The 25,686-nt window shown below is 75.4% G+C and carries 13 protein-coding genes (1 of these 13 only partly in view); 3 read left to right on the forward strand and 10 right to left on the reverse strand.

Annotated features, from left to right (window positions below; translation table 11 throughout):
• Positions 1–388, forward strand: partial view of a GNAT family N-acetyltransferase gene (locus AC07A6_RS08070; RefSeq protein ID WP_478776489.1) — the 3' portion only. It extends 101 nt beyond the left edge of the window; only the last 388 of its 489 coding nucleotides appear in the window; its start codon lies beyond the left edge, outside the window; its stop codon occupies positions 386–388.
• Here the strand turns inward: AC07A6_RS08070 and AC07A6_RS08075 are convergent, their stop codons facing one another.
• The 7 genes from AC07A6_RS08075 to AC07A6_RS08105 form a co-directional block, all read right to left on the reverse strand.
• Entirely contained in the window at positions 389–1,885 is a 1,497-nt protein-coding gene (locus AC07A6_RS08075) for a DHA2 family efflux MFS transporter permease subunit (RefSeq protein ID WP_478776490.1), read from the reverse strand. It lies immediately after the preceding gene.
• A 165-nt stretch (positions 1,886–2,050) separates the two neighbouring features.
• Positions 2,051–3,640 (reverse strand): alpha/beta fold hydrolase, encoded by a 1,590-nt coding sequence (locus tag AC07A6_RS08080; RefSeq protein ID WP_478776491.1) that lies wholly within the window; start codon positions 3,638–3,640, stop codon positions 2,051–2,053.
• Positions 3,641–3,653: 13 nt separating this feature from the next.
• Positions 3,654–5,207, reverse strand: a complete 1,554-nt coding sequence (locus tag AC07A6_RS08085) for an alpha/beta fold hydrolase (RefSeq protein WP_478776492.1) — start codon at positions 5,205–5,207, stop codon at positions 3,654–3,656.
• Positions 5,208–5,312: 105 nt separating this feature from the next.
• A complete protein-coding gene (locus AC07A6_RS08090) occupies positions 5,313–6,728 on the reverse strand; it encodes an amidase (RefSeq protein WP_478776493.1) in 1,416 nt (471 codons plus the stop codon).
• A 102-nt stretch (positions 6,729–6,830) separates the two neighbouring features.
• Entirely contained in the window at positions 6,831–7,253 is a 423-nt protein-coding gene (locus AC07A6_RS08095; protein ID WP_362463510.1) for a CBS domain-containing protein, read from the reverse strand.
• An 84-nt stretch (positions 7,254–7,337) separates the two neighbouring features.
• Complete coding sequence (locus AC07A6_RS08100) at positions 7,338–8,546, reverse strand: M20 family metallopeptidase (RefSeq protein ID WP_478776494.1); 1,209 nt, start codon at positions 8,544–8,546, stop codon at positions 7,338–7,340.
• Positions 8,543–10,009 (reverse strand): MFS transporter, encoded by a 1,467-nt coding sequence (locus AC07A6_RS08105; protein ID WP_478776495.1) that lies wholly within the window; start codon positions 10,007–10,009, stop codon positions 8,543–8,545. The genes AC07A6_RS08100 and AC07A6_RS08105 overlap by 4 nt, the downstream gene beginning before the upstream one ends.
• A 546-nt stretch (positions 10,010–10,555) precedes the next feature.
• Between AC07A6_RS08105 and AC07A6_RS08110 the strand changes: the two genes are divergently transcribed.
• Positions 10,556–11,554, forward strand: coding sequence for an Lrp/AsnC family transcriptional regulator (locus AC07A6_RS08110; protein ID WP_386274267.1), 999 nt, complete (start codon positions 10,556–10,558; stop codon positions 11,552–11,554).
• A 15-nt stretch (positions 11,555–11,569) separates the two neighbouring features.
• Here AC07A6_RS08110 and AC07A6_RS08115 read toward each other — a convergent pair whose 3' ends face one another.
• Entirely contained in the window at positions 11,570–11,782 is a 213-nt protein-coding gene (locus tag AC07A6_RS08115) for an MbtH family protein (RefSeq protein WP_478776496.1), read from the reverse strand.
• Between the two features lie 94 nt (positions 11,783–11,876).
• Here AC07A6_RS08115 and AC07A6_RS08120 point away from each other — a divergent pair, with 94 nt between their 5' ends.
• A complete protein-coding gene (locus tag AC07A6_RS08120) occupies positions 11,877–13,007 on the forward strand; it encodes an alpha/beta hydrolase-fold protein (protein ID WP_478776497.1) in 1,131 nt (376 codons plus the stop codon).
• A 15-nt stretch (positions 13,008–13,022) separates the two neighbouring features.
• Here the strand turns inward: AC07A6_RS08120 and AC07A6_RS08125 are convergent, their stop codons facing one another.
• Complete coding sequence (locus tag AC07A6_RS08125; protein ID WP_478776498.1) at positions 13,023–14,723, reverse strand: ABC transporter ATP-binding protein; 1,701 nt, start codon at positions 14,721–14,723, stop codon at positions 13,023–13,025.
• Positions 14,710–25,647, reverse strand: a complete 10,938-nt coding sequence (locus tag AC07A6_RS08130) for a non-ribosomal peptide synthetase (RefSeq protein ID WP_478776499.1) — start codon at positions 25,645–25,647, stop codon at positions 14,710–14,712. Before AC07A6_RS08130 ends, AC07A6_RS08125 begins: the two co-directional genes overlap by 14 nt.
• Positions 25,648–25,686: the final 39 nt, after the last annotated feature.

The following is a 25,686-nucleotide window of genomic DNA, read 5'->3' on the forward strand; positions in this document are numbered from 1 at the left end:
TGGGCGTCTCCTCCTTAGTCGGGCGGGGGGGGGGTCGCTCCCCTTTTCCCCCCCCCCCCCCCCTCCCCCCCCCCCCCTCCCCCCCCCCTCCCCCCCCCCCCCCCCCCGGGCGCGGAACGGCGACGTGGCCGCCTGGACGGACCTCTACCTCGAACCCGGCCTCGGGATCGCTCAGATCGAGGACCTGATGACCGCCGTGGACCACCGGCGCCGCGGCCACGCCGACGCGGTCCTGACCGCCGCGCTGCGCCGGGCGGCGGACGCCGGCTGCGGCACGCGTTTCCTGACCGCCGACGCCGACGACTGGCCGCACCACTGGTACGGACGGCGCGGCTTCACCGTCATCGGGCGCTGCCACGGCTTCGAACGCGTCACCGCGCCGTCCTGACTACCGCGCCCCGGCGGTCTTGTCCGTCGTGGTGCCGTCCTCGTCCTGGGGCTGCGGGGCGGCCGGCGGCTCCGGGACGGGAGGGGTGCGGACCAGGAGCGCGACCAGCACGGTCAGCGCGCCGAGCACGGCGCCCACGCCGAAGCCCCACCGGACGCCCGTCGCCAGCGCGCCGGTGGCGTCGGCGCCGTCGGCCGCCGCCGAGGCGGCGTGTCCCGTCATCACGCTGATGACCAGGGCGGTCCCGGCGGCGGCGGAGACCTGCTGGAGCGAGCCCAGGATGGCGGAGCCGTGGGGGTAGAGGTGCGGCGGCAGGACGGACAGGCCCGAGGTGAAGACGGGAGTGAAGACGAACGCCATGCCCGCGCTCAGGGCCACGTGCAGGGCGAGCACCAGCCACGGCGAGGTCCCTTCGCCGGTGAGGGCGAACAGCGCGAGGCAGACCGCCGTGAGCACGGCCCCGGGTACGACCAGGCGCGGGGCGCCGAGCCGGTCGTAGAGCTTGCCGACCTGCGGGCCGAGCAGGCCCATGGTGAGGCCGCCGGGGATCAGGAGCAGACCGGTCTGCAGCGAGGTCAGGCCGCACACCTCCTGGAGGTAGATCGGCAGGAGGATGAACGCGCCCATGAGGCCCATGAAGGACAGGCACATCAGGGCGAGTGCGACGGAGAAGTGGCGGAACGTGAAGGTCCGCAGGTCCAGCAGCGGTGTGGACGAGCGCTGCAGCGCCAGCTGCCGCCAGGCGAACAGCACGACCAGTACGGCGCCCACCACGGTCGTGACCGCCGGGGAGACGGGGGCCTGGGAGGCGTCCCCGGCGCCGAGCTCGCTCAGCCCGTAGACCAGGGCGCCGAAGCCTGCCGCCGCCAGCGGGACGGACAGCCAGTCGATCGGGCCGGCCTGCGGTTCGCCGATGTTGACCAGGGTGCGCCGGCCGAAGAGGGCCATGGCCACGGCGATGGGCAGCACGGCCAGGAACAGCAGGCGCCAGCTGCCCAGCTGGAGCAGTACTCCGGAGACCGCGGGGCCCAGGGCGGGCGCGACGGAGATGACGAGGGTGATGTTGCCCATGACGCGGCCGCGGTCCTGCGGCGGCACCAGCGTCATCAGCGTCGTCATGAGCAGCGGCATCATGACGGCGGTGCCGCTGGCCTGGATGACGCGGGCGGCCAGCAGGACGGGGAAGGCGGGCGCGGCCGCGGCCAGGGCCGTGCCGACGAGGAACAGCGTCATGGCGAGGCCGAAGGCGGTCCGGGTCGTCACGCGCTGGAGGAACCACCCCGTCACGGGGATGACGACGGCCATGGTGAGCATGAAGGCCGTGGAGAGCCACCCGGCGGCCGCCGCGGTGACCTCGAACTCGCGCATGAGCCTCGGGATCGCGTTGACCATGATCGTCTCGTTGAGGAAGACGACGAACGTGGACAGCACGAGGACCCGCAGCACGGCGGTGACGCGGGCGGGCGGATGGGCGGGAGATGCGGGGGGTACGGACATGGTGCCTTCCGTCGGGTGAGCTTCCTGTGCACGCGGCCGGTCACGAGGACAGACCGTGGCGGCAGGAAGAACTCATCGGTGTCACCCGATCCTCTCGGCACGCCCGCCGGAGCTCAAACCATTTTGTCGGCCTGTCCGAATGGCACCCCGCCGTCCGAACGCCGGTCAGGGGCCGGTCTCGAACGCGGGGGGCTTGAGCCCGCTCAGGCAGCTCGTGTCCGGTGCGGCCGGGTCGTCGAAGAAGGAGACGGTGATCTCCTGGGCGCACTTCGACGTCGCGAAGACCACGTGGGGTTCGTAGGGGACCGTCACGACGTGGGCCTTGCTCAGGGTCCGTGCCACGTAGGGGCCGTTGTCCGCGCCGGTCTGGGCGTCGAAGCCGCCGGAGATGGCGAGGGTGGGGATGTCGCTCTCGGTGGCGTCACGGATCGAGGCGGGCGCCGGGGGAACCTTCCAGACGTCGCAGTCGGGCCGCAGGGAGTTGAGCTGCGGGGCCTGCTCCTGTATCGAGCGGGGGAAGGAGGGGAAGGCCTCCTGGCCCGCCTTGAGCGCCTGTTCCTGCGTCTCGAACGGGATCCACTCGCTGCAGAAGACTCCGTAGACGAGCCCGTGCGAGGTGGCCCCGATGGCCTGGGGGGCGAGTCTCCATCCCGCCCACTGCCGCGCGATCCGCTCCGGCTTGCCGTTGGCCAGGTCGTCGAGGGCGCGGGGGACCTCGGTCGCCGTGTGGGTCGCGGAGGTCATCCAGGTGAGCAGGGCTCCGCCGTCCAGGACGACCTTCACGGGCTTCGCCTGCCCGGGGACCGTGACCGTGGTGGTGACCGGCTTGGCTTCGAGCTCGCGGACGAGCCGTTCGAAGGTGGCCGAAAGGTTCGGATAGCGGCTGTTGCAGGCGGGCTGCTCCGCGCAGGCCTTGAACAGGCCGTCGAAGCCCTGCCGGGCGCTGCTCCAGGCCGCCGCCGAACCTCCCCTGGAGGGCGGCAGGATGCCGTCGAGGCCGACGGCTCGGATGCCTTCCGGGTGCAGGCGCATGTACACCAGCGCCAGGTGGGTGCCGTAGGAGATGCCGAAGACGTTCCATTCCTTGAGGCCCAGCGCGGTGCGCAGGTCCGCGAGGTCGGCGGAGCTCTCGATGTCGTTGTACGCGCTCAGGTCGGCGCCGAGGGCGGCCAGCCGGTCGCGGCACGCCTTCGTGGCCTGGACGTGCAGGGTTTCGGTGGACGCCGCGTTGTAGGCGAGGCCGACCACGCGTGCGTTGAACTCGTCGACGCCCGGGCAGGTGAGCGCGGGGTCGGCCGCGTAGGTGCCCCGCTGGGTCATGAGGATCAGGTCGCGGTCGCGGTTGAGGCCGCCGTCGACGGCCAGCTTCGCCTCTCCGACCGCGTCGTCGCCGGGTCCGCCGGCGAGCCAGACGATGGGGTCGGGCTTCGGCTGGGCGGCCTTGGCCGGCACGATCGCGACGCCGAGCCTGATGGTGCGGCTGCCCGGCTCGGCGCGGTTCTCGGGCACGGTGAGCGTGCCGCAGCGGGCCCCTTCGAGTTCGGGGACGGGCTGCTGCGTCTTCGGGCAGGGCCCCGGCTCGTAGGAGGCGTCGCCCGCCTTCCCGGCGGCCGTTCCGACCGGCCCGCCGGTGTCGTCCTGCGCCTGGGCGGGGGCGGCGAGCAGGCCCGTGATGAGGAGCCCGGTCGCGGCGCCGGCCGCTGTGGCGCGGATCCGGCGTGCGGTGCGGCGGTGGGGCGTGCGGTGGGAAGCCATCCTGTACTCCCGGTCACTTCGGGGTGATCGTGAACGGTGCCGGCGTGAGGCCGGCGACGCAGCTGGTGTCGGGTGCGGTCGGACGCGCGAGGAACGAGGCCAGCACCTGCTGCGCGCACTTCGACTGCGGGACCACCCAGTGCCCGATCCCGGGGATCAGCACGGAGGTGGAGCGGGACAGGGTGCGGGAGGCGTCCTTCGCGTAGCTCGCCCCGGTCTTCATGTCGAACGTCCCGGAGATGACGAGCGCCGGTACGGAACTGACGGTGGCCACCCGGTGCCGGGCCGCGTTGTCCGCGACGTTCCAGACCTTGCAGACGTCGTACTCGAAGGGCAGTTGCGGTGTCTGTGCCAGGACGGTCCGCGGCCAGCCGGGGAAGGCCTCGCGCCCGGCGGCGAGGACGTCGGGTTCCGAGGTGCCCGGGATCCACTCGGCGCACGCCACCGACTGGGTCAGGCCGTGCGCCACCAGACCGGTGGGCTGGACGGAGTCCTTGGCGCGGCCCTGCGCGAAGCGCCGCGGGTCGCCCCGGCCCAGCTCCTCCAGCGCTGCCGGGACGTCGACCGGCTTGACGTTGAAGCCGACCATCATGTTCAGCAGGGTGCCGCCGTCGAGGACGACCTTCACCGGCTTCCCGTCGCCCGGCGGTCGGGCGTCGAGCGTCAGGGGGTTCGCCTCCAGCCTGGCCACCTGTTCGTCCAGGGTCTTGTCGAGGCCGGGGTAGCGGCTCTTGCAGGCGGGCTGGGCCGCGCAGGCGTCGAAGACGGCGTCGAGCCCTTCCCGGGCGCTGCTCCAGCCCCACGGCAGGATCGTGACCTGCGGGGGGCTGAGCGAGTCGATCGCCAGCGCCCGGATCCCCTCGGGGTGCAGGCGCAGGTAGGTGAGGCCCAGGTTGGTGCCGTACGAGTACCCGTAGACGTTCCACTGCGCGATGCCGAGGGCGGTGCGCAGGTCGGCGAAGTCGGCGGCGTTCTCGGTGCTGTTGTAGGCGCTCAGGTCGGTCCCGGCGGCCGTCAGGCGGTCCCGGCACTCCTGGTACGCCTTCACCATGAGCTGCTTGGCCTCCGGCGCGTCCCAGCCGAAGGCGACGGTCTTCTCGTTGGCCCGGTCGACCTCCGGGCAGGCGAGGTTCGGCTGGTCGTAGAGGTTGCCTCGCTGGGCCATGACGATCAGTTCGCGGTCCTTGTTGAGGCCGGATTCGACCAGGAAGGGGATGTCGTCGAAGGTGTCGGCGCCGGGGCCGCCGGCCATGAACACCACCGGGTCCGGGGCGGGCTCGGCCGTGGCCGGCTTGATGACCGCCACGGCGAGCCGGATGGTCCGGCCGCCGGGGCGGGCCCGGTTCTCGGGGACCTCCAGGTATCCGCAGCGTGCCGTGCTCAGCGCCTCGATCGGCTCGGGCGTCCTGGGGCAGGCGCCGGGCACGAACCGTGCGGACGGCGCCGCCGGGCCGGTCCCGGCGGGCTGCGCCGGTGCCCCGGCGGCGGTGCCCTGGGCGGGGCCGAAGGCCGAGAGGCAGGCGAGGGCGGCCGCGGCGGCGGCCGCGTGGAGGGTGTGCTTCGTCATACCGGATCCCGCTCCTCGGCAGGCTTCCCCGAGCTGGGCGGTGCGGACGGAACGCACACCACCGACGCTACCGCCGGGTCGGGGCCCCTGCACTCCGGCCGCGCGTCACCGGTCCTGGATGCGCCGGAAGGGGTGCTCCGCCTCCAACTGGAAGGCGATCTCCAGCAGGGTGCGTTCGCCGCCGGGGCGGGCGGAGAACATGACGCCCACGGGCAGGCCGTCCGGCGTGGTGGCGGGTGCGGGCAGCGAGAGCGAGGGGGTGCCGACGACGTTGTCGACCGGGGTGAAGGCCACGTAGGCGAGGATCCGCTCGATCAGGGCCGGGTAGGGGACGGCGGGGCTGAGGTGGCCGATCGGCGGGGTGGTGTGGGCGAGCACGGGGGTGAGGACGAGGTCGAGCCCCCGGAAGGCGGCCGCGTACGCCTCCTTGGTGCGCCCCAGCCTGCGCAGCACCCCGGGGGTGCGCCGCCAGTTCTCCAGGTAGGTCTCGCGCAGGCCCCGGCTGAGGGGGTCCATGCGGTTGCGGTCGAAGTCCGGGCCGAGGGTGCGGCCCGTGACGCCGATGAGGAAGGACAGCATGCCCCAGTAGGTGAGGAAGTCGTCGGTGAAGGCGGGGTCGATGGCCATCTCCACCGGCTCCACGGTGTGCCCGAGCCCCTGGAGCGCTGCCACGGTGGAGGCGACCGCCTCGCGGGTGGCGTCGTCGGACCGGACGCCGTTCGGCGAGTCCGCCAGGAAGCCGATGTGCAGCCGCTGCCCCGAGGGGCCTTCGGCCAGGCCGACGGGCGGCAGCGCGGGGTTGCGCCGGTACGTCTCGGCGGCGGCGAGGAAGGCGGCGGCGTCGCGTACGGAGCGGGTCACGACGCCGTCGCAGACGAGGTCGAGCGGGAGCCGGCGGCTCTGGTCGTTCGGCACGACCCGGCCGCGGGTCGGCTTGAGGCCGACGAGTCCGCAGCAGGCGGCGGGGATCCGGATCGAGCCGCCGCCGTCGTTGGCGTGCGCGAGGGGCACCGCTCCGGCGGCGACGAGGGCCGCCGCGCCGCCCGAGGAGCCGCCGGCGGAGTGGTCCGTGTGCCAGGGGTTGCGGACGGGCTCGGCGGCCTCGTACTCGGTGCTCGGGCTGAAGCCGAATTCGGGCAGCCGGGTCTTGCCGAGCACCGTGACGCCGCTGCTCAGCAGCTGCCGGGCGAAGGGCGCGTGCCGGCGGGCCGGGCCGGGCCGGAAGGCGGTGCTGCCGTGGCCGGTGGGGAGCCCCTGGTAGTCGGTGTTGTCCTTGACGAAGGTGGGCACGCCCGCGAAGGCTCCGGCCGCCGCCGGGGCGGGGGCGGGGGTGTCCGCGTACACCTGGACCGCGTGGAGCCGGTCCTCGACCGCCCGGACCCGTTCCCGGGCGTCCCGGGCGGCCTCGGCGGCGGAGACCTCGCCCCGCCGGATCGCCGCGGCGAGGCCGACGGCGTCGTGCTCGCCGAGGGCGTCGTCCCGGAACGCGTGCACCCTGGTCCGGTCGTCGAAAGTGGTCACCGCTGATCAGCCCCCGCCGTGTGAGTGGTCGCCCGCCATCATGGCCTACCGAGAAGTAACACGGGAGGGGTTCCACGGGGTTGGGCGGGGTTCGGCGCGGGATCAGCTGCCGGGTTCGGCGGCCGCGATGGCGGCGAGGGCGGAGCCGGGATCGCTCTCGACCGCGAGGTCGCCCAGGGTGACGACGCCGACCAGCTCCCCGTCCTCCGTCTGCACGGGCAGCCGGCGCAGCGCGGCCCGGCGCATGAGGGCGACGGCGTGGTGGACGTCGTCGCCCGGGCGGACGGTGAGCGGCTCGGTGGTGCAGACGGCGTGCACGGTCGTCTCGGCCGGGTCCAGGTTCTCGGCCATGCCCCGGATGACGAGGTCCCGGTCGGTCACGATGCCGTGGAGCCGGCCCTCGTCGACGACGAGGACGTCCCCGATGTCCGCGTCGCGCATCACCCGCGCGGCTTCCGCCAGCGAAGTCAGCTTCCCGACGGTCACCGGGTTCGAGGTCATCACCTCGTGGACGCTCCGGGTCATGGGTCCTCCCGTTGCTGGAAGCTGCTGCTGCCGGGCGCCTACCCGCTCCGGCGGCCCGTACGCCCCCCGTCCGGGCCCCGGGGGCTACCGCGCTCCGGTGCCGGCGGCGGCGGGGGCGTCCCGGCGGGCGGCGAGGCGGGTGAGCAGGGAGCGGCGGTGGTCCGGTGCGGTCGCGAGGTCGATGGCCGTCCAGGCCATGAGCAGGCCCCCGTCGAGCACGGCGCGGTCGGCCTGGGCGGTGACCCCGTAGCGGGTGAACTCCGGGTTGTGCATGATCGCGTCCCCGCAGTCGTAGCCGATCATCGGGTGGATGGTGGGCACGAGGTGGGAGACGTTGCCCATGTCCGTCGAGCCGCCCCGCAGGGTCGGGTCCAGGTCCTGGACGCGGCGTCCGAGCTCGCGGGCGGCGGTGAGGTAGCTCCGGCCGATGGCGAAGTCCTGGCGCAGGTCGGCGTAGTCGTTCCCGACGGTCTCCAGGGCGAGTTCGGCTCCGGTGGCCAGGGCTCCGGCCTCGAAGCAGGCCCGTACGCGGGCCTGGAGCTCGGCGAGCTCCTCGCTGGTGACCGCCCGGCAGTCGTACTCGGCGGCGGTGTGGTCCGGGATGACGTTGGCGGCGTCGCCGCCCCGGGTGACCACCCCCGACACCACGGCGCCGGGCCGCATCTGCTGCCGGTAGGCGGCGATGGCGACCTGGGCGATCATCATGGCGTCGGCGGCGTTCACGCCGCGCTCGGGCATGGCGGCGGCGTGTGCGGCGCGCCCGGTGTAGCCGACCCGCCAGCTGCTGATGGCGAGCGAGCTCATGCCGACGGAGTCGGAGGGGGCCGCGTGCACCATCATCGCGGCGGCCACGTCGTCGAAGGCGCCTTCGCGGAGCATGTCGACCTTGCCGCCGCCGGACTCCTCGGCGGGGGTGCCGAGGAGCTTGACGGTGATGCCCAGCTCGTCGGCGAGGGGGGCGAGGGTCAGGGCGGCGGCCACGGAGGCGGCGCCGTTGACGTTGTGGCCGCAGGCGTGGCCGATGCCGGGGAGGGCGTCGTACTCGGCGCAGATCCCGATGACGAGCTCGCCGCTGCCGGCGGTGGCGCTGAAGGCGGTGGGCAGGCCGTACGCGCCGCGGGTGACCTCGAATCCGGCCCGCTCCACCAGGTCGGTGATGCGGCGGGCGGCGCGGTGTTCCCCGTAGGCGAGTTCGGGGTCGGCGTGGAGTGCGTGGCTGAGGCCGAGCACCGCGTCCTGGCGGGTGGTCAGGAAGGCCCGGCTGCGTGCGCGCAGCAGGTCGGTGCCGTTCATCGGTCCTCCCGCGGCGGGGTGCGGTAGAGCAGGGCGAGGGCGGCGCCGGCCAGCGAGACCAGGGCGCAGACCGTCCAGGAGACGGTGTAGGCGCCCGCATCGGGCAGCAGGCTGCCGGGTGCGGTGTGGGCGGCGAAGACCGTCAGGACGGCGGCGGCGCCGAGGGACCCGCCGACGTTGATCAGGAGTTCGTTGATGCCGGAGCCGACCGAGGTGCGGTCGCGCGGCACGGATTCCACGGCGAGGGTGCGGGTGGAGTGCTGGAGGAAGCCCGTGCCGAGGCCGGCGACGGCGGTGCCGGCGAGGAAGAGGACCAGGTCGGTGTGGAAGGACAGGGACAGCAGGTAGCCGGCGGCCATCAGCAGCGAGCCGGCGGCCAGGGTGAGCCGGTCGGTGACCGCGGCGGCCACGGCCGGCGCGAGGAGCGCCCCGAGGGTGAGGGCCAGCAGGTTGGGCAGGGTGGCGAGGGCGGTCCCGAAGGGGTCCAGGCCGAGCCCGTAGCCGTGGGCGGCCGGGTCGGTCCCCATGAACACGGCGTTGGCGACCATCAGCCCGATCATGCAGAAGGTGAAGGTCAGCGTGACGAGGGAGACGGTGACGACGCCCCGGCGGCGGAACATCCGTACGTCGATCATCGGCTCGGCGGTGCGCAGTTCCACCCGTACCCACAGGGCGGTGACGAGGGCGCCGCCGGCGAGGCAGGCCAGGGTGCGGGCGGAGGTCCACTCCCAGCCGGGGGTGCCGCCGAGGCCGAGGCCCAGCATGACGGCGGTCAGGCCGAGGCAGAGCAGTACGCCGCCCGCCCAGTCGATCCGGCCGCCGGGCCGGTGCTCCGACTCGGGCAGCAGGGGCCAGGTGACGGCGAGGGCCACGGCGGTGGCGACGGCGGGCACCCACAGGGCCGCCGTGGGGCTGTCGACGGCGCCGGCGACGAAGCCGCTGGCGACGAGGCCCAGCGCGAGGCCCGCGACGAGCGCGGCGACCATGACGCTGATGCCGCGCCGGCTCTCCGCGTCGCCGTCGCGGCCGCCGTTGCCGTTGCGGTTGCGCAGGATGCCGACGAGCAGCGGGAAGAAGCCGGCGAAGGCGCCCTGGAGGATCTGCCCGGCGAGGAGGGTGGTGAAGTCGCGGCTGAGGCCGACGAGCACCGAGCCGAGCAGCACGATCAGCAGGTTCCAGCGGAGCACGCGGCGGTGCCCGTGCAGGTCTCCCAGCCGGGACAGGATCGGGGTGAAGGCGACGCTGGCCAGCAGGTTCGCGACGCTGATCCAGTTGAGGTCGGCCGCGGTGACGCCGAGGGTGTCGGTGAGGCCGCGCAACAGGGGCGAGAGGAAGCCCTGGGTGATGCCGCTGGAGAGCTCCACGAGCACCACGGAGGCGATGACGGCGCCGGCGGGGGTGGCGCGGACGCGGGGCGGCCCCGGGGCCGGGGCGTGCGCGGGTCTGGCGTCCGTGTCCGTCATACGTATCACCTGTCCGGGATGCGGCCGTGCGGCCGGGGCGGGGAGGGGGCGGCCCGCCTGCGGGGGCGGAAGCCGCACCACAATGTCCGGTGCGGGTCGCTGCGCGGGCAAGAGTGGGGCGCATAATCGGGTGAAGGGGGCACGGACCCCCTGCCGCGCGGCGGATTCCGGCACCCCGGCGCCCCTGAACACGCCACTCGGGTGACGGCCGCTGCCGACCCGGACGGTCAGCTTCGCCGTCGGACCGGACCGATCGGCCTGGGCGCACCGGGGCCGGGCGGCCCAGGCGGACCGGGGCCGGGAGGCCCGGGCGGACCGGGGCCGGGAGGCCCGGGCGGACCGGGGCCGGGCGGACCGGGGCCGGGAGGCCCGGGCGGACCGGGGCCGGGCGGACCGGGGCCGGGAGGCCCGGGACCGGGAGGCCCGGGCGGACCGGGCGGACCGGGCTCGGCCGGGCTCGGCCGGGCGGACCGGGCTCGGCCGGCGGCCGGAGGATCCGGACGCTGCCGGGCCCCCGCGCGGCGGGCCGGCAGGACGGAGGGAGCCATGGAGACCACCGCCGGAGGCGCGGGGCGCGGCGCCGCGCCGCCCGACCTCGACGCCGTCGACCACGCGGTGCTCCGCATCCTGCACCGCGACCCGCGCGCCGCCTTCGCCGACGTGGCCCAGGCGGTCGGGGTCCACGAGCGGACCGTGGCCCGCCGCCTGGAGCGGATGACCTCCAGCGGGCACGTCCGCTTCACGGCCGCGCTCGTCCCCGAGTACCAGCGCGAGGGGATCACCGCGGAGCTGGCCGTGCGGTGCGCGCCGGGGCGGGTCCACGAGACGGCGCTGACCCTGGCCCGGCGGCCCGAGACCCGGTCCGTGGAGGTGGCCACGGGCGCCCTGGAGGTGTTCGCCGAGCTGAACGCGCCCGGCCAGGACGCCCTGCTGACCCTGGTGGACTCGGTGATCGGGCGGCTGGAGGGGGTGGTGGACGTGCACTCCAGCGTGGTGCTGCGGCTGCTGCTGACCGCCGGGGACTGGGCCCCGTACGACGACGAGCCGACCGAGGTGCGCCGGCTGGCCATGGCCGGGCTGGAGCTGCCCGCGCCGCTCGCCGTGGACGGGCTGGACCGGCGGCTGGTGGAACTGCTGGGCCGGGACGCCCGGATGTCGACGACCCGGCTGGCCCGCGAGCTGCAGGTCGGCGAGACGACCGCCCGGCGCCGCCTCGCCCGCCTGATGACCTCGCACATCCTGCACCTGAGGCTGCTCGCGGATCCGGCGGTGCTCGGCTACCCGGTGGAGGCCCGGTTCCGGATCGCCGTGGCGCACCGCCGGCTGGGCGCCGCGGTCCGGCTGCTGGCGGGCGAGCCGGCGGTGCGCCACCTGGTCGTCACCACCGGGGACGCCGGGCTGCTCGGCTACTCCAGCCACCGCGACCTCGCGGACCTGCACGCCTTCACGTCCCGCGTGTTCGCCCGGCTGGGCGGCACCGCCCGGGTGGAGACCGCCCTGCTGATGCGCACCTACAAGCGGGCCGGGGCCGCCGAACGCGCCTGACGGGGACGCCCCGGGTCAGGAGTCCATGGACTCGGCGAGGGAGCGGGGGCGCAGGTCGGTCCAGTGGGTGTCGACGAAGTCCAGGCATGCGTCCCGGCTGTCCTCGCCGAAGACGGTCGTCCAGCCGCCCGGCACCGGGGCGAAGGAGGGCCAGAGCGAGTGCTGGCCCTCGTCGTTGACCAGGACCAGGAAACGGCCTTCGGCGTCGTCGAACGGATTGGTGCTCACGGTCGCTGCCTCCCCGGAACGTTCACATTAGGTTAGGCTCACCTGACTGCGATGAGCTTAGACGTTCCCCCTTGCCGCTCACAAGGAGACCTCGATGCGACCCACGGACGCGGTCAACCACCCTTCGGAGGGCCCCGGGAGCCCCTTCACCGGCTACGGGATATCCGCCCGTCCCGGCAGCAGGGAGTTCTGGCCGGCCGTGGGCGCGGCGGGCCCTCCCGCGTCGGTGCCCGCCGTCGACGGCGCGGGCTGGACGACCCTGTTCCTGTGGCGCGGCTCCCCGGCGGACGTGGTATTCGAGAGCTGGTCCGACCCCGTGCCGCTGCGCCGGTGGGCCGGCACGGACTGCTGGTACGCCGAGGTGCGGATGCCCGAACGGCTGCGCGTGACCTACTGGTTCCGCGCGGGCGGCGCCGCGCACGCCGACCCCTTCAACCCGTTCGGGGCGGGCGGCGACCGGTCCATCGCCGCGACCCCGGACGCCCCCGCCCAGCCGTACTGGCCCGGCCTCGGCCCGGACGCCGTGCTGCCCCTGCCCCTCGCCCGGATCCGCTGGGCCGCTGCGGGGACCGGCGGGCGGCGCACCGTACGCCTCCACCCGGTGGGCGGCGGCGGGCCGGTGGTGCTGCTGCTCGACGGGGACGACTGGCTGTACCTGCACCCGGCGATGGCCGCCTTCGACGCGGCCGCGGCCGCCGGCGCGGTGCCCCCCGTCACCCTCGTCTTCCTGCCGGCCAAGGACCGGGAGGCCGAGTTCGCGTGCGGTCCGCGGCTGTGGGAGGCGGTCCGGGACGAACTGCTGCCGCTGGTGGCGCAGTCCGGGGTGCCCGCGGACCCGGACCGCCTCGTGGTCGCGGGGCAGAGCCTCGGCGGGCTCAGCGCGGTGTACGCGGCGCTGGAGTTCCCGGAGCTGGTGTCCCGCGTGGCCTGCCAGTCGGGCTCCTTCTGGTGGACGCCCGGCGCACCGGCGTCGCCGGACCCGCTGGGCGGGCCGGTCGGCGGCGCCCTCGCGGCGCGGCTGCGCGAACGCCCCGACCTGTCCGGACTGCGGGTCGCCTTCGACGTCGGGGAGCACGAGACGCGGATGCTGCCGCACTGCGCGCTGACCGAGACCCTGGCCGAGCGGGCCGGGGCGGCCGTACGCGTCTCGCGCTCGGCGTCGGCGCACGACCGGGCGGGGTGGCGCCACGCCCTGCTGCGGGACGTCGCCTGGGCTCTCGGCTGACGCCGCCGGCCCCGGTCAACGGGCCACGGCCCGGCCGTAGCCGGCGTCGCCGGCCAGCAGGTTGCGGTGGGTGTCCTCGGCGGTGATGACTCCGCCGTCCAGGACGAGGACCCGGTCGGCGGCGTCCAGCAGCGGCGGACTGCTGGTGATCACGACCGTGGTGCGGCCCCGGCGCAGCTCCGCGACGCCCCGCGCGATGAGCTGTTCCGTGACCGCGTCGACGGCCGTCGTCGGGTCGTGCAGGACCAGGATCTCGCTGTCGGCGGCCAGCGCCCGGGCCAGGGAGAGGCGTTGGCGCTGTCCCCCGGAGAGGTTCGCGCCGCGGTCGCGGACGGGGTGGTCGAGGCCCTCGCGGTGCAGGGCGACGACGTCACCCAGCATCGACGCCCCGACCGCCTCGGGGACCTTCGCACTGGTGCCCGAAGGGTCGATGTTGGTACGGAGGGTCCCCGCGAAGATCTCCGCGTCGTACGGGTTCACCAGCAGCTGCGCCCGGACCGCGTCCACCGACAGGCCCGCGACGTCCCGGCCGCCGAGCCGCACCGCCCCCTCGTACGCGCCCGGCGGCACCCGCAGGGCCAGCACCGAGGCGAGGTCGGCGGCGGCGCGCGGCTGGTAGGCGGCGATCGCCACGAACTCCCCCGCCGGCACGCGGAACCGCAGCCCGTCCAGCGCTCCGTGGCGGACGCCGTCGACCTCCAGGTCCGCTCCGGGGGCCGGGCGGTCCGCGCCCGGGACCGCCACGGGGGGCGCGGCCAGCAGCAGGGCCATGCGCTCGGCGGAGGCGCGCGCCGTCATCACGTACTTCGGCATGTCCGAGAACAGCTTGAGCGGCTCCATGACGAACTGCGCGAGGCCCACGGCCATGACGAGCTGGCCGATGGTGATCGCGCCCTCGAAGGCCAGCACGCCGGCGGTGAGGGTCACCGCGGCGGCGAGGACCGCGTTGAGGGCGAGCGCGGTGCCCGCGTACGCGCCGTTGACCCGGGCGACGGCGACCGCCTGCCGTCTCGCCTCCGTGCTGACCTTCCGGTACGAGCGGAACGCCGCGTGGTTGCCGCCGAAGCCGTGCAGCGGGCGCAGGCCGGTGATCAGGTCGGCGACCTTGGCTCCCGCGCGCGCCACCCGGGCCTGCTGTTCGCGGGTGCCGGCCCCGATCCGCCGGGACAGGACGCTCAGGACCGACAGGATCGCCACGGTGCCGGCGATGACCAGCAGGCCGAGCCGGAGGTCGGCCAAGCCGAGTGCGACGGCCGCGACGAGGACCGCGACGAGCGAGCTGATCAGCAGCGGCACCACCTCGATGATGTCGGCGGTCTGGTCGGCGTCCTCGGTGGCGAGGGTCAGCACCTCGCCGGACTTCAGGCCGGTGTCCCGGGCCACCGGCTGGAGTCCGCAGTCCGCGACGCGGACCCGCCAGCGGTGCGCCTCGGTGGTGTTGGCCTTCTGCAGGACGCGCATGCCGAACCGCCACGACAGCGACACGGTCGTGATGATCACCGCCAGTGCGGCGACCGACAGGACGAGCGCGCCCGGGCTCCGCTCCCGCAGCGCGAGCTCCACGATCAGGCCGAGCGCGATGGGGAAGGCGGTCTCGCCCGCCTGGTACAGCCCCATGAGGACGGTGCCCCGGGTCATGGCGCCGAGGTTGCGGCGCAGCGCGGTGCGCAGGATGTCGGAGCCCGTGCGCGGCTCCCGCGTGTCAGGAGTGTTCATCGAGGTGGCGGGCGATCCCTTCCGGGGTGCGCAGGGCGAACAGGTCTCGGACGGTGATGACGGGACCGTACTCGCGGCGGAGCAGCCCGATGAGCCGCACCGCCAGCATGGAGTGGCCCCCGAGGGACGTGAAGTCGCCCACCGCGCTCACCTCGTCGTCGTCCAGGTCCAGTGCCTCCGCGAAGTACCCGCGGACCACGGTCTCGGTCCCGGGGCGCGGGCCCCGCTCCCCCGCGGTGGTGAGCGCGCCGAGCGGCCTGGCCTCCGGCAGCGCCCCGGTGTCGGCCTTCCCGTTGACGGTCAGCGGTATGCCGTCGACCCGCGCGTAGTGGGTCGGGCGCAGGAAGTCCGGCAGCGCGGCGCACACCTCGGCGGCGACGCCGGCCAGTTCGGCGCCGTCCTCCAGGACGAGGTACGCCGCCAGCCGGTGGGCTCCGGCGGTCACCGGGTCGGGCTGGGCGACGGCTGCCGCGAACCGGACCGCCGGGTGCGCGGTGAACGCGGCCTCGACCTCGCCGGGTTCGACCCGGTGGCCCCGGATCTTGACCTGCTGGTCGGTGCGGCCGAGGTACGCGAGGTTCCCGTCGGGCCGGCGCAGCACCAGGTCGCCGGTGCGGTACATCCGTTCGCCGGGCGTCCCGAACGGGCAGGCCACGAAGCGGTGCGAGGTACGGCCGGGCTGCCCGAGGTAGCCGCGGGCGATGCCGATGCCCGACACGTACAGCTCGCCGGGCACCCCGTCGGGCAGCGGCCGCAGCCAGGGGTCGAGCACGTACACGTCGGTGTTGTCGATGGGCACGCCCACCACCGGGTCCTGGCATTCGAAGGTGCCGACGCCGAGGGTGTTGATGGTGTACTCGGTGGGCCCGTACAGGTTGTAGCCGGCGGTGCCGCGGGTGCCGGCGAGCCGCTGCCACAGGGCCGGGGTGACGGCCTCCCCGCCCAGCAGCACCAGCGCGGGGCGGCGTTCCGGGTCGTCGAGGAGGCCTTCGGCCACCAGCTGCTGCGCGTAGGTCGGGGTGACGTTGACGACGTCGATGCGGTGTTCGAGGCAGTACGCGGTCAGCCGGGGGGCGTCGCGGCGCAGTTCCTCGTCGCAGACGTGCACTTCGTGGCCGTCGGCGAGCCACAGCAGCTCCTCCCACGACATGTCGAAGGCGAAGGACACGGTGTGGGCGATGCGGAAGGTGCGGTGCCGGTGTGCGGCGAGGACGGGCTCGAAGATCCGGCGCTGGTGGTTGAGCAGCATGTTGGTGAGCCCGGCGTACTCGGTGACCACGCCCTTGGGCCGGCCGGTGGATCCGGAGGTGTGGATGGTGTAGGCGGGGTGCCGCAGCCGGTACGGGTCCCCGGGCGCGAACGTCGCGAGCGGTGGGGCCTCGGGGAGCGGCCGGTCCAGCTCGATCAGTTCGCCGGTCAGCCGGGGGGCGACGGCGCTGACGGTGAGGACCGCGTCGGGGCGGGCGTCCGCGAGGAGGGCGGCGATCCGCTCGTCGGGGTGGTCCAGCTCCAGCGGCACGTACGCGGCCCCGGTGCGCAGCACGGCGAACAGCGCCACGATCGAGTCGAGGGAGCGCGGGACGGCGAGGGCCACGGTCTTCTCGGGGCCGATACCGCGGCGGGCGAGGACCCCGGCGACCCGGCGGCTGTCGTCGCGGAGCCGGCCGAAGGTCAGCTCGCGGCCGTGGGCGACGAGCGCGACCCGCTCCGGGTGGCGGTCCGCCGCACGGTCGAACCGGTCGACGACGGTGTCCGTGCCGATGTCCGTGCGGACGCCGGCCACGGGCCGGGGGCCGAGTCCCGGCAGGGCGCCGACGGGTCCCTCGGCGCGGGCCAGGTCGTCGAGGACGCGCAGGTAGTCGTCGAGGAGGCGGCGCGCGGCGGGCGTGTCGTGGTCGCGGTACTCCAGTTTGACGGTGAGGCGGTCGCCCGGGGTGACGACCCAGGTGAACGGGTAGTGGGTGGAGTCGTCGGCGCGCACCGAGGTGATGCCGTGCCGGGTGTTCATCGCGGCGAAGGCGTCCATGTCGAGGAAGTTCTGGAGCACGAACAGGTTGTCGAAGAGGGTGTCGTGGCCGCCGGCCCGCTGGATCTCGCCGAGCCCCAGGTGCTCGTGGTCCATCGCCGCGACCCGGGCCGCCTGCACCTCGGTCAGGTACTCCCGTACCGTCGCGGCCGGCCGGGGCCTCGTCCACACGGGCACGGTGTTGAGGAGCACGCCGACGATGCCGGACAGGCCCTCGCCCTCGCGGCCGGAGACGGTCGCGCCGAACACGGCGTCGGAGCGGCCGGTGCGCGCGCCGAGCAGCAGGCCGAACGCGCCGGTGAGCACCGTGTTCAGGGTGACGCCGTGCGCCCTGGCGGTGTCCCGCAGGCGCTGCGAGCGTTCGGCGGAGAGGGTGTCGACGAGGGTGCGGGGCAGGCCGTCGGCGAGGGCCGGCGCCGCTCCGGCGAGCAGGGTCGGGCCGGGGAGGCCGGCGAGGTGCTGCGCCCAGAAGCGTTCCGACGCCGCGGTGTCCCGGGCGGCGAGGTCCCGGGCGTACTCCTCGAAGCCGGGCCGGGCGGGTGCGGGGGCCGTGAGGGTCCCGGCGAGGGCGGCCTCGTAGGCGTCGAACAGGTCGCGCAGCACGGTCTCGCGGGACCAGCCGTCCCACAGCAGCAGGTGGTAGCTGAGGAGCAGGCCGTCGTGGCCGCCGGGCAGGCGCACCACGGTCAGCCGGAGCAGCGGCGGCTCGCCGGGGTCGAATCCGGTGTCGCGGTCCTCGGCGAGGAGGGCCTCGACCTCCGCGCCGGTGGTGAGGGAGAGGGTGCGGACGGGGGCGCGCCGGCCGGCCGCGAGGACCTGGACCGGGTTGCCGTCGTCGTCGGTGGTGAAGCCGGCGCCGACGGCGGGGTGGCGTGCCGTCACCCAGGCCATGGCGTCGGCGAGGGCGGCGGTGTCGAGGCGGCGGTCGAAGGTGAACCAGCTCTGTGCGACGTAGTGTCCGGCCGGGCCGCCGAGCTGCGCCTGGAAGTACAGGCCTCGCTGGAGCGGGGTGACCGGCGCCCTGCGCCCGGCCGTCCCGGCGGCGTCCGCGAGCTGCTCCAGGGCGTCCAGCCAGTGGCGGGTGATCTCGTCGGGGACGCCGTCGGCGAGGGTGAACTCGGCGTGCAGGGCGCCGGTGTCGGCGTCGGTCCAGGCGTTGACCTCCACGGCGTACGGGCTGTCCTGCGGGCCGCCGGTGATGCGCGGCACCTGTGACTCGCCGCTCCGGCCGAGGTAGTTGAGGAGCACCTGCGGGGTGCCGGCGGCGGCCAGCAGCGGGGCGGTCTGCGGGTCGAGGTGGCGCAGCCGTCCGTAGGCGAGGTGCGCCGCGGCGTCGGGCCGGCGTTCGGCGGCCTCGCGGGCGGCGGCGACGGGGTCGGTGTGGGCGGTGAGCCGTACGGGGGCGATGGAGGTGAACCAGCCGACGGTGCGGGTGTAGTCGTGGCCGGGCAGCACCGGGTCCCGGCCGTGCCGCTCCAGGTCGACCGCGAGGTCGGCGGGCGCGGGCTGGACCCGGGTGAGGGCGCAGCGCAGGGCGCCGCACAGCAGTTCGGTGAGGCCGGTGCCGAGGGCGTCGGGGGCAATACGGGTGAGGAGGCCGGCGGTGGCGGGCGGGAGGACGGCCGTGGTCGTGCGCGGCCGGCCGGAGGGCCCGCCGGGCAGCAGCGGGGGCGCCTGGAGGGTGTGGATCCAGTGTCCGAGGTCCCCGGCGCCGTCGGCGGTGCCGTGCGCGAGTGCCCGCGCGTACGCGGCGTAGGAGGTGGTCGGCGGGGCGGGCGGGGCACCGCGCAGGGCGGCGGCCAGGTCGTCCAGCAGGACCAGCCAGGACACGGCGTCGACGGCGAGGTGGTGCGCGGTGACCACCAGGGTCCGGGCCGGTTCCAGCCAGGTGAAGGCGACGACGTCCCCGCCTGCGGGGTCGAGCCGTCCGGCGGCCTCGTTCGCGGCGGCCTCCGCGTCGGCCGTGTCCGCCCGTACGAGGTCCACCGGGCGGGCGGGTCCGGTGCTCGGCGACCACACGCCGTGAGCGGTGCTCAGCCGCAGCCGCAGGACGGGGTGCGCGGCGACGACGGCGTTCGCGGCGCGCTCGGCGTCGGCGGGACCGGTGCCCTCGGGGGCGGTGAGGGTCCGGGCCTGGGCGAACCGGTCGAGGGAGCCGCCCAGTTCCCGTTGGCGCAGGAAGATCGGGGTGGGGGGCAGCGGGCCTTCGCCGTCGCCGGGAGCGGGTGCGGATGCGGGCGGGGCCTGCGGAGTGTCCGCCGCAAGGTGTCCGGCGAGCGCGCGCGGGGTCCGGAGCAGGAACACGTCCCGGGGCGTGATCGGGTGGCCCAGCGCCCGGGCCCGGTTGACGACGGTGATGGCGAGGATGCTGTCGCCGCCGGCCCGGAAGAAGTCGCTGTCGGCGTCGACGGCGGTGCCGGGCAGGGTGTCGGAGAAGACGGCGACCAGTGCGTCCAGGGCGGGGCCGGCCGGCGCCGCCGGGAGGTCCTGCGGGCGTTCGGCCCGCTCGGTCAGGGCCGCGCGGTCCAGTTTGCCGTTGACGGTCAGCGGCAGGGCGTCGGCCGTGAGGACCCGGGCGGGCACCATGTGGGCGGGCAGCCGGGCGGAGAGCGCGCGGATGAGGGCGTCGGGGCCGCCCGGGAGGCGGCCGACGACGTGGGCGACGAGGTGGTCGCCGCCGGCCACGGTGACGGCCGCGTCGGCCACGCCGTCGAGTTCCCTGATCGCGGCCTCGACCTCGCCGGGTTCGATGCGGAAGCCCTTGAGCTGGACCTGGTCGTCGGCGCGGCCGGTGAACTCCAGGCCGCCGCCGAGGGTGCGGCGGGCGAGGTCGCCCGTGTGGTACATGCGGGAGCCGTCGGCCGCGAACGGGTCGGCCACGAAGCGGCCCGCCGTGAGCCCGGGCCGGCCGAGGTAGCCGAGGGCGACCTGGTCGCCGGCCACGTAGACGGCGCCGGCCCGGCCGGGCGGCACCGGCCGGAGCCGGTCGTCGAGCAGGTGGACGGCCAGGCCGGGGAGCGGGGTCCCGATGGGGCCGGCGCCGTCGTCGCGGCCGAAGTCCGCGTCGGTCAGCCTCCGGTGGGTGACGTGGACGGTGGTCTCGGTGATCCCGTACATGTTGACCAGCTCGGGCGCGTCCGTGCCGTGGCGTTCGACCCAGCCGCGCAGCCGGGCGAGGTCCAGGGGCTCCCCGCCGAAGACGATCCGGCGCAGGGCGGTGGCCGGGGAGCCGGCCTGCCGGTCGGCCTCGGTGAACTGGTGGAAGGCCGAGGGGGTCTGGTTGAGGACGGTCACGCCGCGCTCGCGGACCAGCCGGTGGAAGTCGGCCGGGGAGCGGGTCAGCGCGTGGTCCGGGACGAGGAGTTCGCCGCCGTGGGCGAGCGCGCCCCACAGTTCCCAGACCGCGAAGTCGAAGGCGTACGAGTGGAACTGCACCCAGACGTCGTCCGGTGAGGGGTCCAGGTCGTGCCAGGTGTTCGCCAGCAGGGCCGCCACAGAGGCGTGGGTGACGACGACGCCCTTGGGCCTGCCGGTGGAGCCCGAGGTGTAGATCACGTACGCGGGGTCGTGCGGGCCCGCCTCCGTGTGCGGGCCGGCGGTGGCCTCCGGCGCCGGTTCCTCCCCCGGCACCAGCAGCCGGGCCGTCACCCCCGCCCGTACCAGCAGCCGGCCGAGGCGCTCCCGCTGCCCGGCGTCGACGAGCACGGCCTGCGGGGCGGAGTCGGCGAGGAGGAACTCCAGGCGTTCGTCCGGGTGGGCCGGGTCCAGCGGTACGTACGCGCCGCCCGCGCCGGCGACCGCGAGCACGGCTGTGACCTGCTCCGGGCCGCGCGGCAGGGCGATGGCGACCCGGACCCCCGGCCCGACGCCGGCGGCGCGCAGGACGGAGGCCAGTTCCCGCTGCGCGGCGTCCAGTTCGCCGTAGGTCAGGGAGCGGGTGGCGCCGTCCAGGGTGCACCCGGTGACGGCGGTCGCCGCCGGGTCCCGGCGGGCGGCGGCGTCGAAGAGCGCGCCAAGGGTCGTACGGGCGGTCGCGGCGGGGAGCCGGGCCCCGCCGGCGGGGGCCAGGCCGGCGACGGGGGTGTCGGGGCGGGTGAGCAGGGTGGTGAGGGTGCGGCTGAAGGTGTCGAGGAGGGCGCGGGCGTCCTCCTCGCGCAGCAGTGCCCGGTCGTGGATCAGGTTGAAGCGCGGGCGGCCTCCGCCGGGGCGTTCCACCACGAGGGTGAGGGGGTAGTGCGGGGCGCCCTCGTTGACGACGGCGGTGACGGCGAGGGTGTGGCCGGGGCCGCGCAGGGCGGCCGGGTCGGTGGCGACGTCGAAGACGACGAGGGTGTCGAAGAGCGGCCCGGCTCCGGCCCGCCGGGTGGTGCGCGCCAGGGAGACGTGCTGGTGCGCCAGGACCGCGCCCTGGTGCGCGCGCACGGAGTCGAGGAGTTCGCGGGCGGTGGTGGCGGCGGTCCACCGGGCCCGTACGGGGACGGTGTTGATGAACAGGCCGACCATGTCCTCGATGCCGGGCAGGCCGCAGTCTCGCCCGGACACGGTGGAGCCGAACACCACGTCGGTGCCGTGCAGGAGGCCGCCCAGGGTCAGCGCCCAGGCGCTGTGCACGGCCGCGCTGAGCGGGATTCCGGCGGCGCGGGCGGCCGCGTCGGGGTCCCCGTGCGCGTCGGCGGCGGCGTCGGCGAACCGGTCGGAGGGGGTGTGCCCTTCGGCGACGAGCGAGGGGCCGGGCAGTGCGGCGAGCTGTTCGTCCCACACCCGGTCGCTCTCGTCCTGGTCGCGCCCGGCCAGCCACCGTACGTAGTCGGTGAAGCCGTCGCGCGGGTGCGCGCTGCCCGGCGCGTGGTACTCGGCCAGCAGGGCGCGGAGCATCGGCGGCACGGACCAGCCGTCGGCGACGAGGTGGTGGACGGTCTGCACCAGGACGCTCCGTCCGGGTGCCGTGCGGATCAGCGTGTACCGCATGAGCGGGCCGGCGGCCAGGTCGAACCCGGCGCGGCGGTCCTGCTCGGCGTACGCGCCGATCTCCTCCGCGGTGGCGCCGGGCCGGTCCAGGGTGGTGAACGGGGCGTCGGCGCCGCCCTCCAGTACGGACACCACCCGGCCGTCGGCGAGGCCGGTGAACCGCGCGGCCAGGTTCGGGAAGAGCGCGAGGAGCCGGGTGGCGGCCGCCGCGAGCCGGCCGGGGTCCACCTCGCCCTCCAGGGTCAGCAGCTGCTGCTCGACGTAGCTGCCCGGGGAGTCGTCGTCGAAGACGGAGTGGAAGTAGAGGCCTTCCTGGAGCGGGGTCAGCGGCAGGACGTCCCGCAGGGCGGGCCCGTCGAGGCCGTCCACGTCGGCCTGGGTGAGCGCCACCAGGGGGAAGTCGCCCGGCGAGTGGCCGCCGAGGCCCAGGGGGGCCAGGGCGGCCAGTCCGGTGAGGGCCTCCCGGAACCAGCCGGTGAGGACGGCGGCGTCCTCGTCGGTGAACATCCCCTCGGGCCAGGTGAGGGTGGTGACCAGCCGGTGTCCGCCGGCCGGGTCCGGTTCGGCGACGGAGTTGAACTCCAGGGCGCGCGGCAGCCGCATCCGGGGGTCGCGCCGCTCCCCCAGCTGGGAGGTCGTGCCGGAGAGTTCCCAGTCGCCGGGCGTGCCGGCGCCGGACCGGCCCAGGTAGTTGAAGAGGACCTGGGGGGCGGGGGCGTCGAAGGCGGTGCCGGCGAGGTGGCGCAGGACTCCGTAGGAGAGGCCGTTGCCGGGGACGCGGGCGAGGTCGTCCTTGACCGCCTTGAGCGCGGCTGCCAGGTACGCGGGCGCGGTGGGGTCGGTCGCCGGTCCCGGGTCCACGGTCACGGGGAAGAGGGTGGTGAACCAGCCGACGGTGCGCGACAGGTCGGGTTCGGAGCCGGCGGTGTCCGCGAGCGGGCCGCTCTCGCGGCCGTGGCCCTCCAGTTCGACGTGGGCGTACGTCTGGTCCTGGCCGAGCCGGCGGCGCCACCGGGCGAGGGTGACGGCGAGCGCGGTGAGCAGGACGGGGCCCGCGCCGGTGTGGAACCGCGCGGGTACCGTGCCGAGCAGGGCGGCCGTGTCCCCGGGGCCGACGGTGACGGTGGCCGCCCGCTCCCGTGCGACGGTGTCGGCGCCGGTCAGCGGGCGCCGGCCGATGGGCGCGTCGGGTCCGGGCAGCGGCCGCCGGTAGTGGTCCCGGTCGGCGGCGAAGTCGGCCCGTTCCAGCAGTTGGGTCCAGCGCCGGAACGACGTGGGGACCGGGGGGAGTTCGACGGGTCCGCCCGCGGCCGTCTGCCGCCAGGCCGTGGCGAGGTCGTCGCGCAGGATCCGCCAGGACACCCCGTCGACCACCACGTGGTGGACGACCAGGACCAGTTGGCGGTCCGCGCGGCGCCAGACGGCGCGCAGCATCACGCCGCCTTCCGGGTCCAGGCCGGCGGTGGCGAGCGCCACGCACGCGTCGAGGGGCCGGTCGCTCTCCTCCCACCGGGCGCGGGCCCGGCCGGCGTCCGGGACGTCGAAGCCCCAGTGGTCGCCGCGGACCAGGCGGGCGCGGAGCATGTCGTGCCGCCTCAGCAGGGCGGTCAGGATCCGGTCGAGGGCTTCGGCGGTGAGCTCCGCGGGGGTGTCGAGCACCACCGACTGGACGAAGCCGTCGACGGCGTCGGTGGTCTCGCCGAGCCACCGCAGGATCGGTGATCCGGTCACGGGGCCGGTGGCGGTGCCGGTGTCGTCGGCGGGGGCGGCGCCTTCGCGTGCGGCCACCGCCGCCAGGTCGCGCACGACGCCGTGGGTGAATATCTGCCGGGCCGTGACGTGCAGTCCGGCGTCCCGTAAGGCGCTGAGCAGGGATATCGCCAGGAGGCTGTCCCCGCCGAGGCGGAAGAAGTCCTGGTCGACGCCCACCTCGTCGAGCCGGAGCACGGCCGCGACGGCCGCGCAGACCAGGCGTTCGTTCTCGGTGGCGGGTGCGACGAGCGGGCCGGCCGCGGTCTCGGGCTCCGGCAGCGCGTCCCGGTCGATCTTGCCGTTGGCGGTGAGGGGGAACTCCTTCAGCACGACGACGCGGGCGGGGACCATGTACTCGACCATGTGGGCGGCGGCCCAGTCCCCGACCTCGTCGGCCCGCAGGTGTTCGCAGCCGGCGACGGGGATGACGTACGCCACGAGGTGGGTGGCGCCGGCGGGGTTCTTGCGGGCGACGACGCAGGTGTGCCTGACCTCGGGGTGTTCGGCGAGGCCGGCCTCGACGTCCTCGGTCTCCAGCCGCATGCCGCGGATCTTGACCTGGTTGTCGGCCCGGCCGAGGAAGTCCAGCGAGCCGTCCGGGGCGTAGCGGGCGAGGTCGCCGGTGCGGTAGAGCCGGGAGCCGTCGGCGGCGAAGGGGTCGGCGACGAAGCGGGAGGCGGTGAGGCCGGGCGCGCCCGCGTATCCGCGGCCGAGCAGGAAGCCGCCGACGTACAGCTCGCCGCCGACGCCGACGGGGACGGGGCGCAGTTCCTCGTCGAGGACGTACAGCCGGGTGTTGGGGTTGGCGCGGCCGATGGAGGTGGTGAGGCGTTCGGCGGCGCCCCGGTAGACGACGTGGGAGACGCCGATGGTCGTCTCGGCCGGGCCGTAGCCGTGGTACAGGGGGATGCCGAGCCGGGCGCGGAAGCGTTCGTACAGCTCGGGGGTGAGGACTTCGCCGCCGCACCAGACGTGCCGCAGGGTGTCGAGCCGCCCGGAGTCGCCGGCGATCTCCAGGAGCACGTCCAGCATGGAGGGGACGAGGTAGGTGAAGGTGACGCGCTGCTCGGCGATGACGCGGAGCAGGTGGTGCGGGTCGCGTTCGCCGCCGGGCCGCAGGACCACCAGCCGGCCGCCGGTGACCAGCGGCAGGAAGATCTCGTTGACGGAGATGTCGAAGGAGAGCGGGGCCTTGAACAGCGAGGCGTCGTCGGGTCCGAAGCCGAGGACCTCCCGGCTCTGCCAGAGCAGGCGTTCGCTGATGGCCTCGTGCCGGATCATCGCGCCCTTGGGCCGGCCGGTCGACCCGGACGTGAAGATCACGTAGGCGAGGGCGGCGCCGGGGACGGGGGTGGCGGGTCCGTCGCAGGGGTGGGCGTCGAAGGCCCAGTCGCCGAGGTCGACGGCCACCGCCTCCGGTTCGGCGGGGTCGTGTTCGCCGGTGTCGTTGAGCTGGAGGACGACGCCGGCGTCCTGGATGGCGGCGGCCCGGCGCGCGGCCGGCCACTGCGGGTCGAGGGGCACGAACGCGGCCCCCGCCCGGAGCACGCCGAGGAGGGCGATCACCATGTCGGCGGAGCGGGGCAGGGAGATGCCGACGACCTGTTCGGCGGTGACCCCGCGCCCGGTCAGGTGGTGGGCCAGCTGGGCGGCCAGTTCCGCTGCCCGGCGGTAGGTCAGCGACCGGTGCCCGTCCACGACGGCGACGGCGTCCGGCCTGGTCCGCGCCTGTTCGAGGAACATCTCCACGACGGTCGGACGGTCCCGCTCGGCCCCGGTGTCGTTCCAGGCGGCCAGGGTCCGGGCGCGCTCGGCGGCGCCGCCCGGTCCGACGGTGCCGAGGGGGCGGGCCGGGAAGTCCGCCAGGTCGTCCAGCGCCCGCTGCGCGTCGTCCCGTCCGACGCCCGCGGGGACGGTGATGCTCCGGCCGTCCGCGCCGACCTCCCAGCCGGCGGGCGCGGCCGCCCCGCCGTTGCCGGCCAGGGCGAGGAGGTCGGTGAAGGGGGTGGCGGGGGTGAGTTCCGTGCCGTCGGGGCCGCGGCCCGTCGCCCAGTACGCCAGCCCGATGGCGCAGGCCGTGGTGATGGTCCTGTCGCCGTGGTCGCCGGCCCGCCGGCGCACACCGGCCAGCCGGGTGGGAGACAGCCGTACGAGACGAGCGGTCGGTTCGGTCGTCAAAGCCTCAACGCCCCTTCGGTTTCGATACGGCGGCCCACC

This window comes from Streptomyces sp. NPDC044002 (assembly GCF_056434525.1).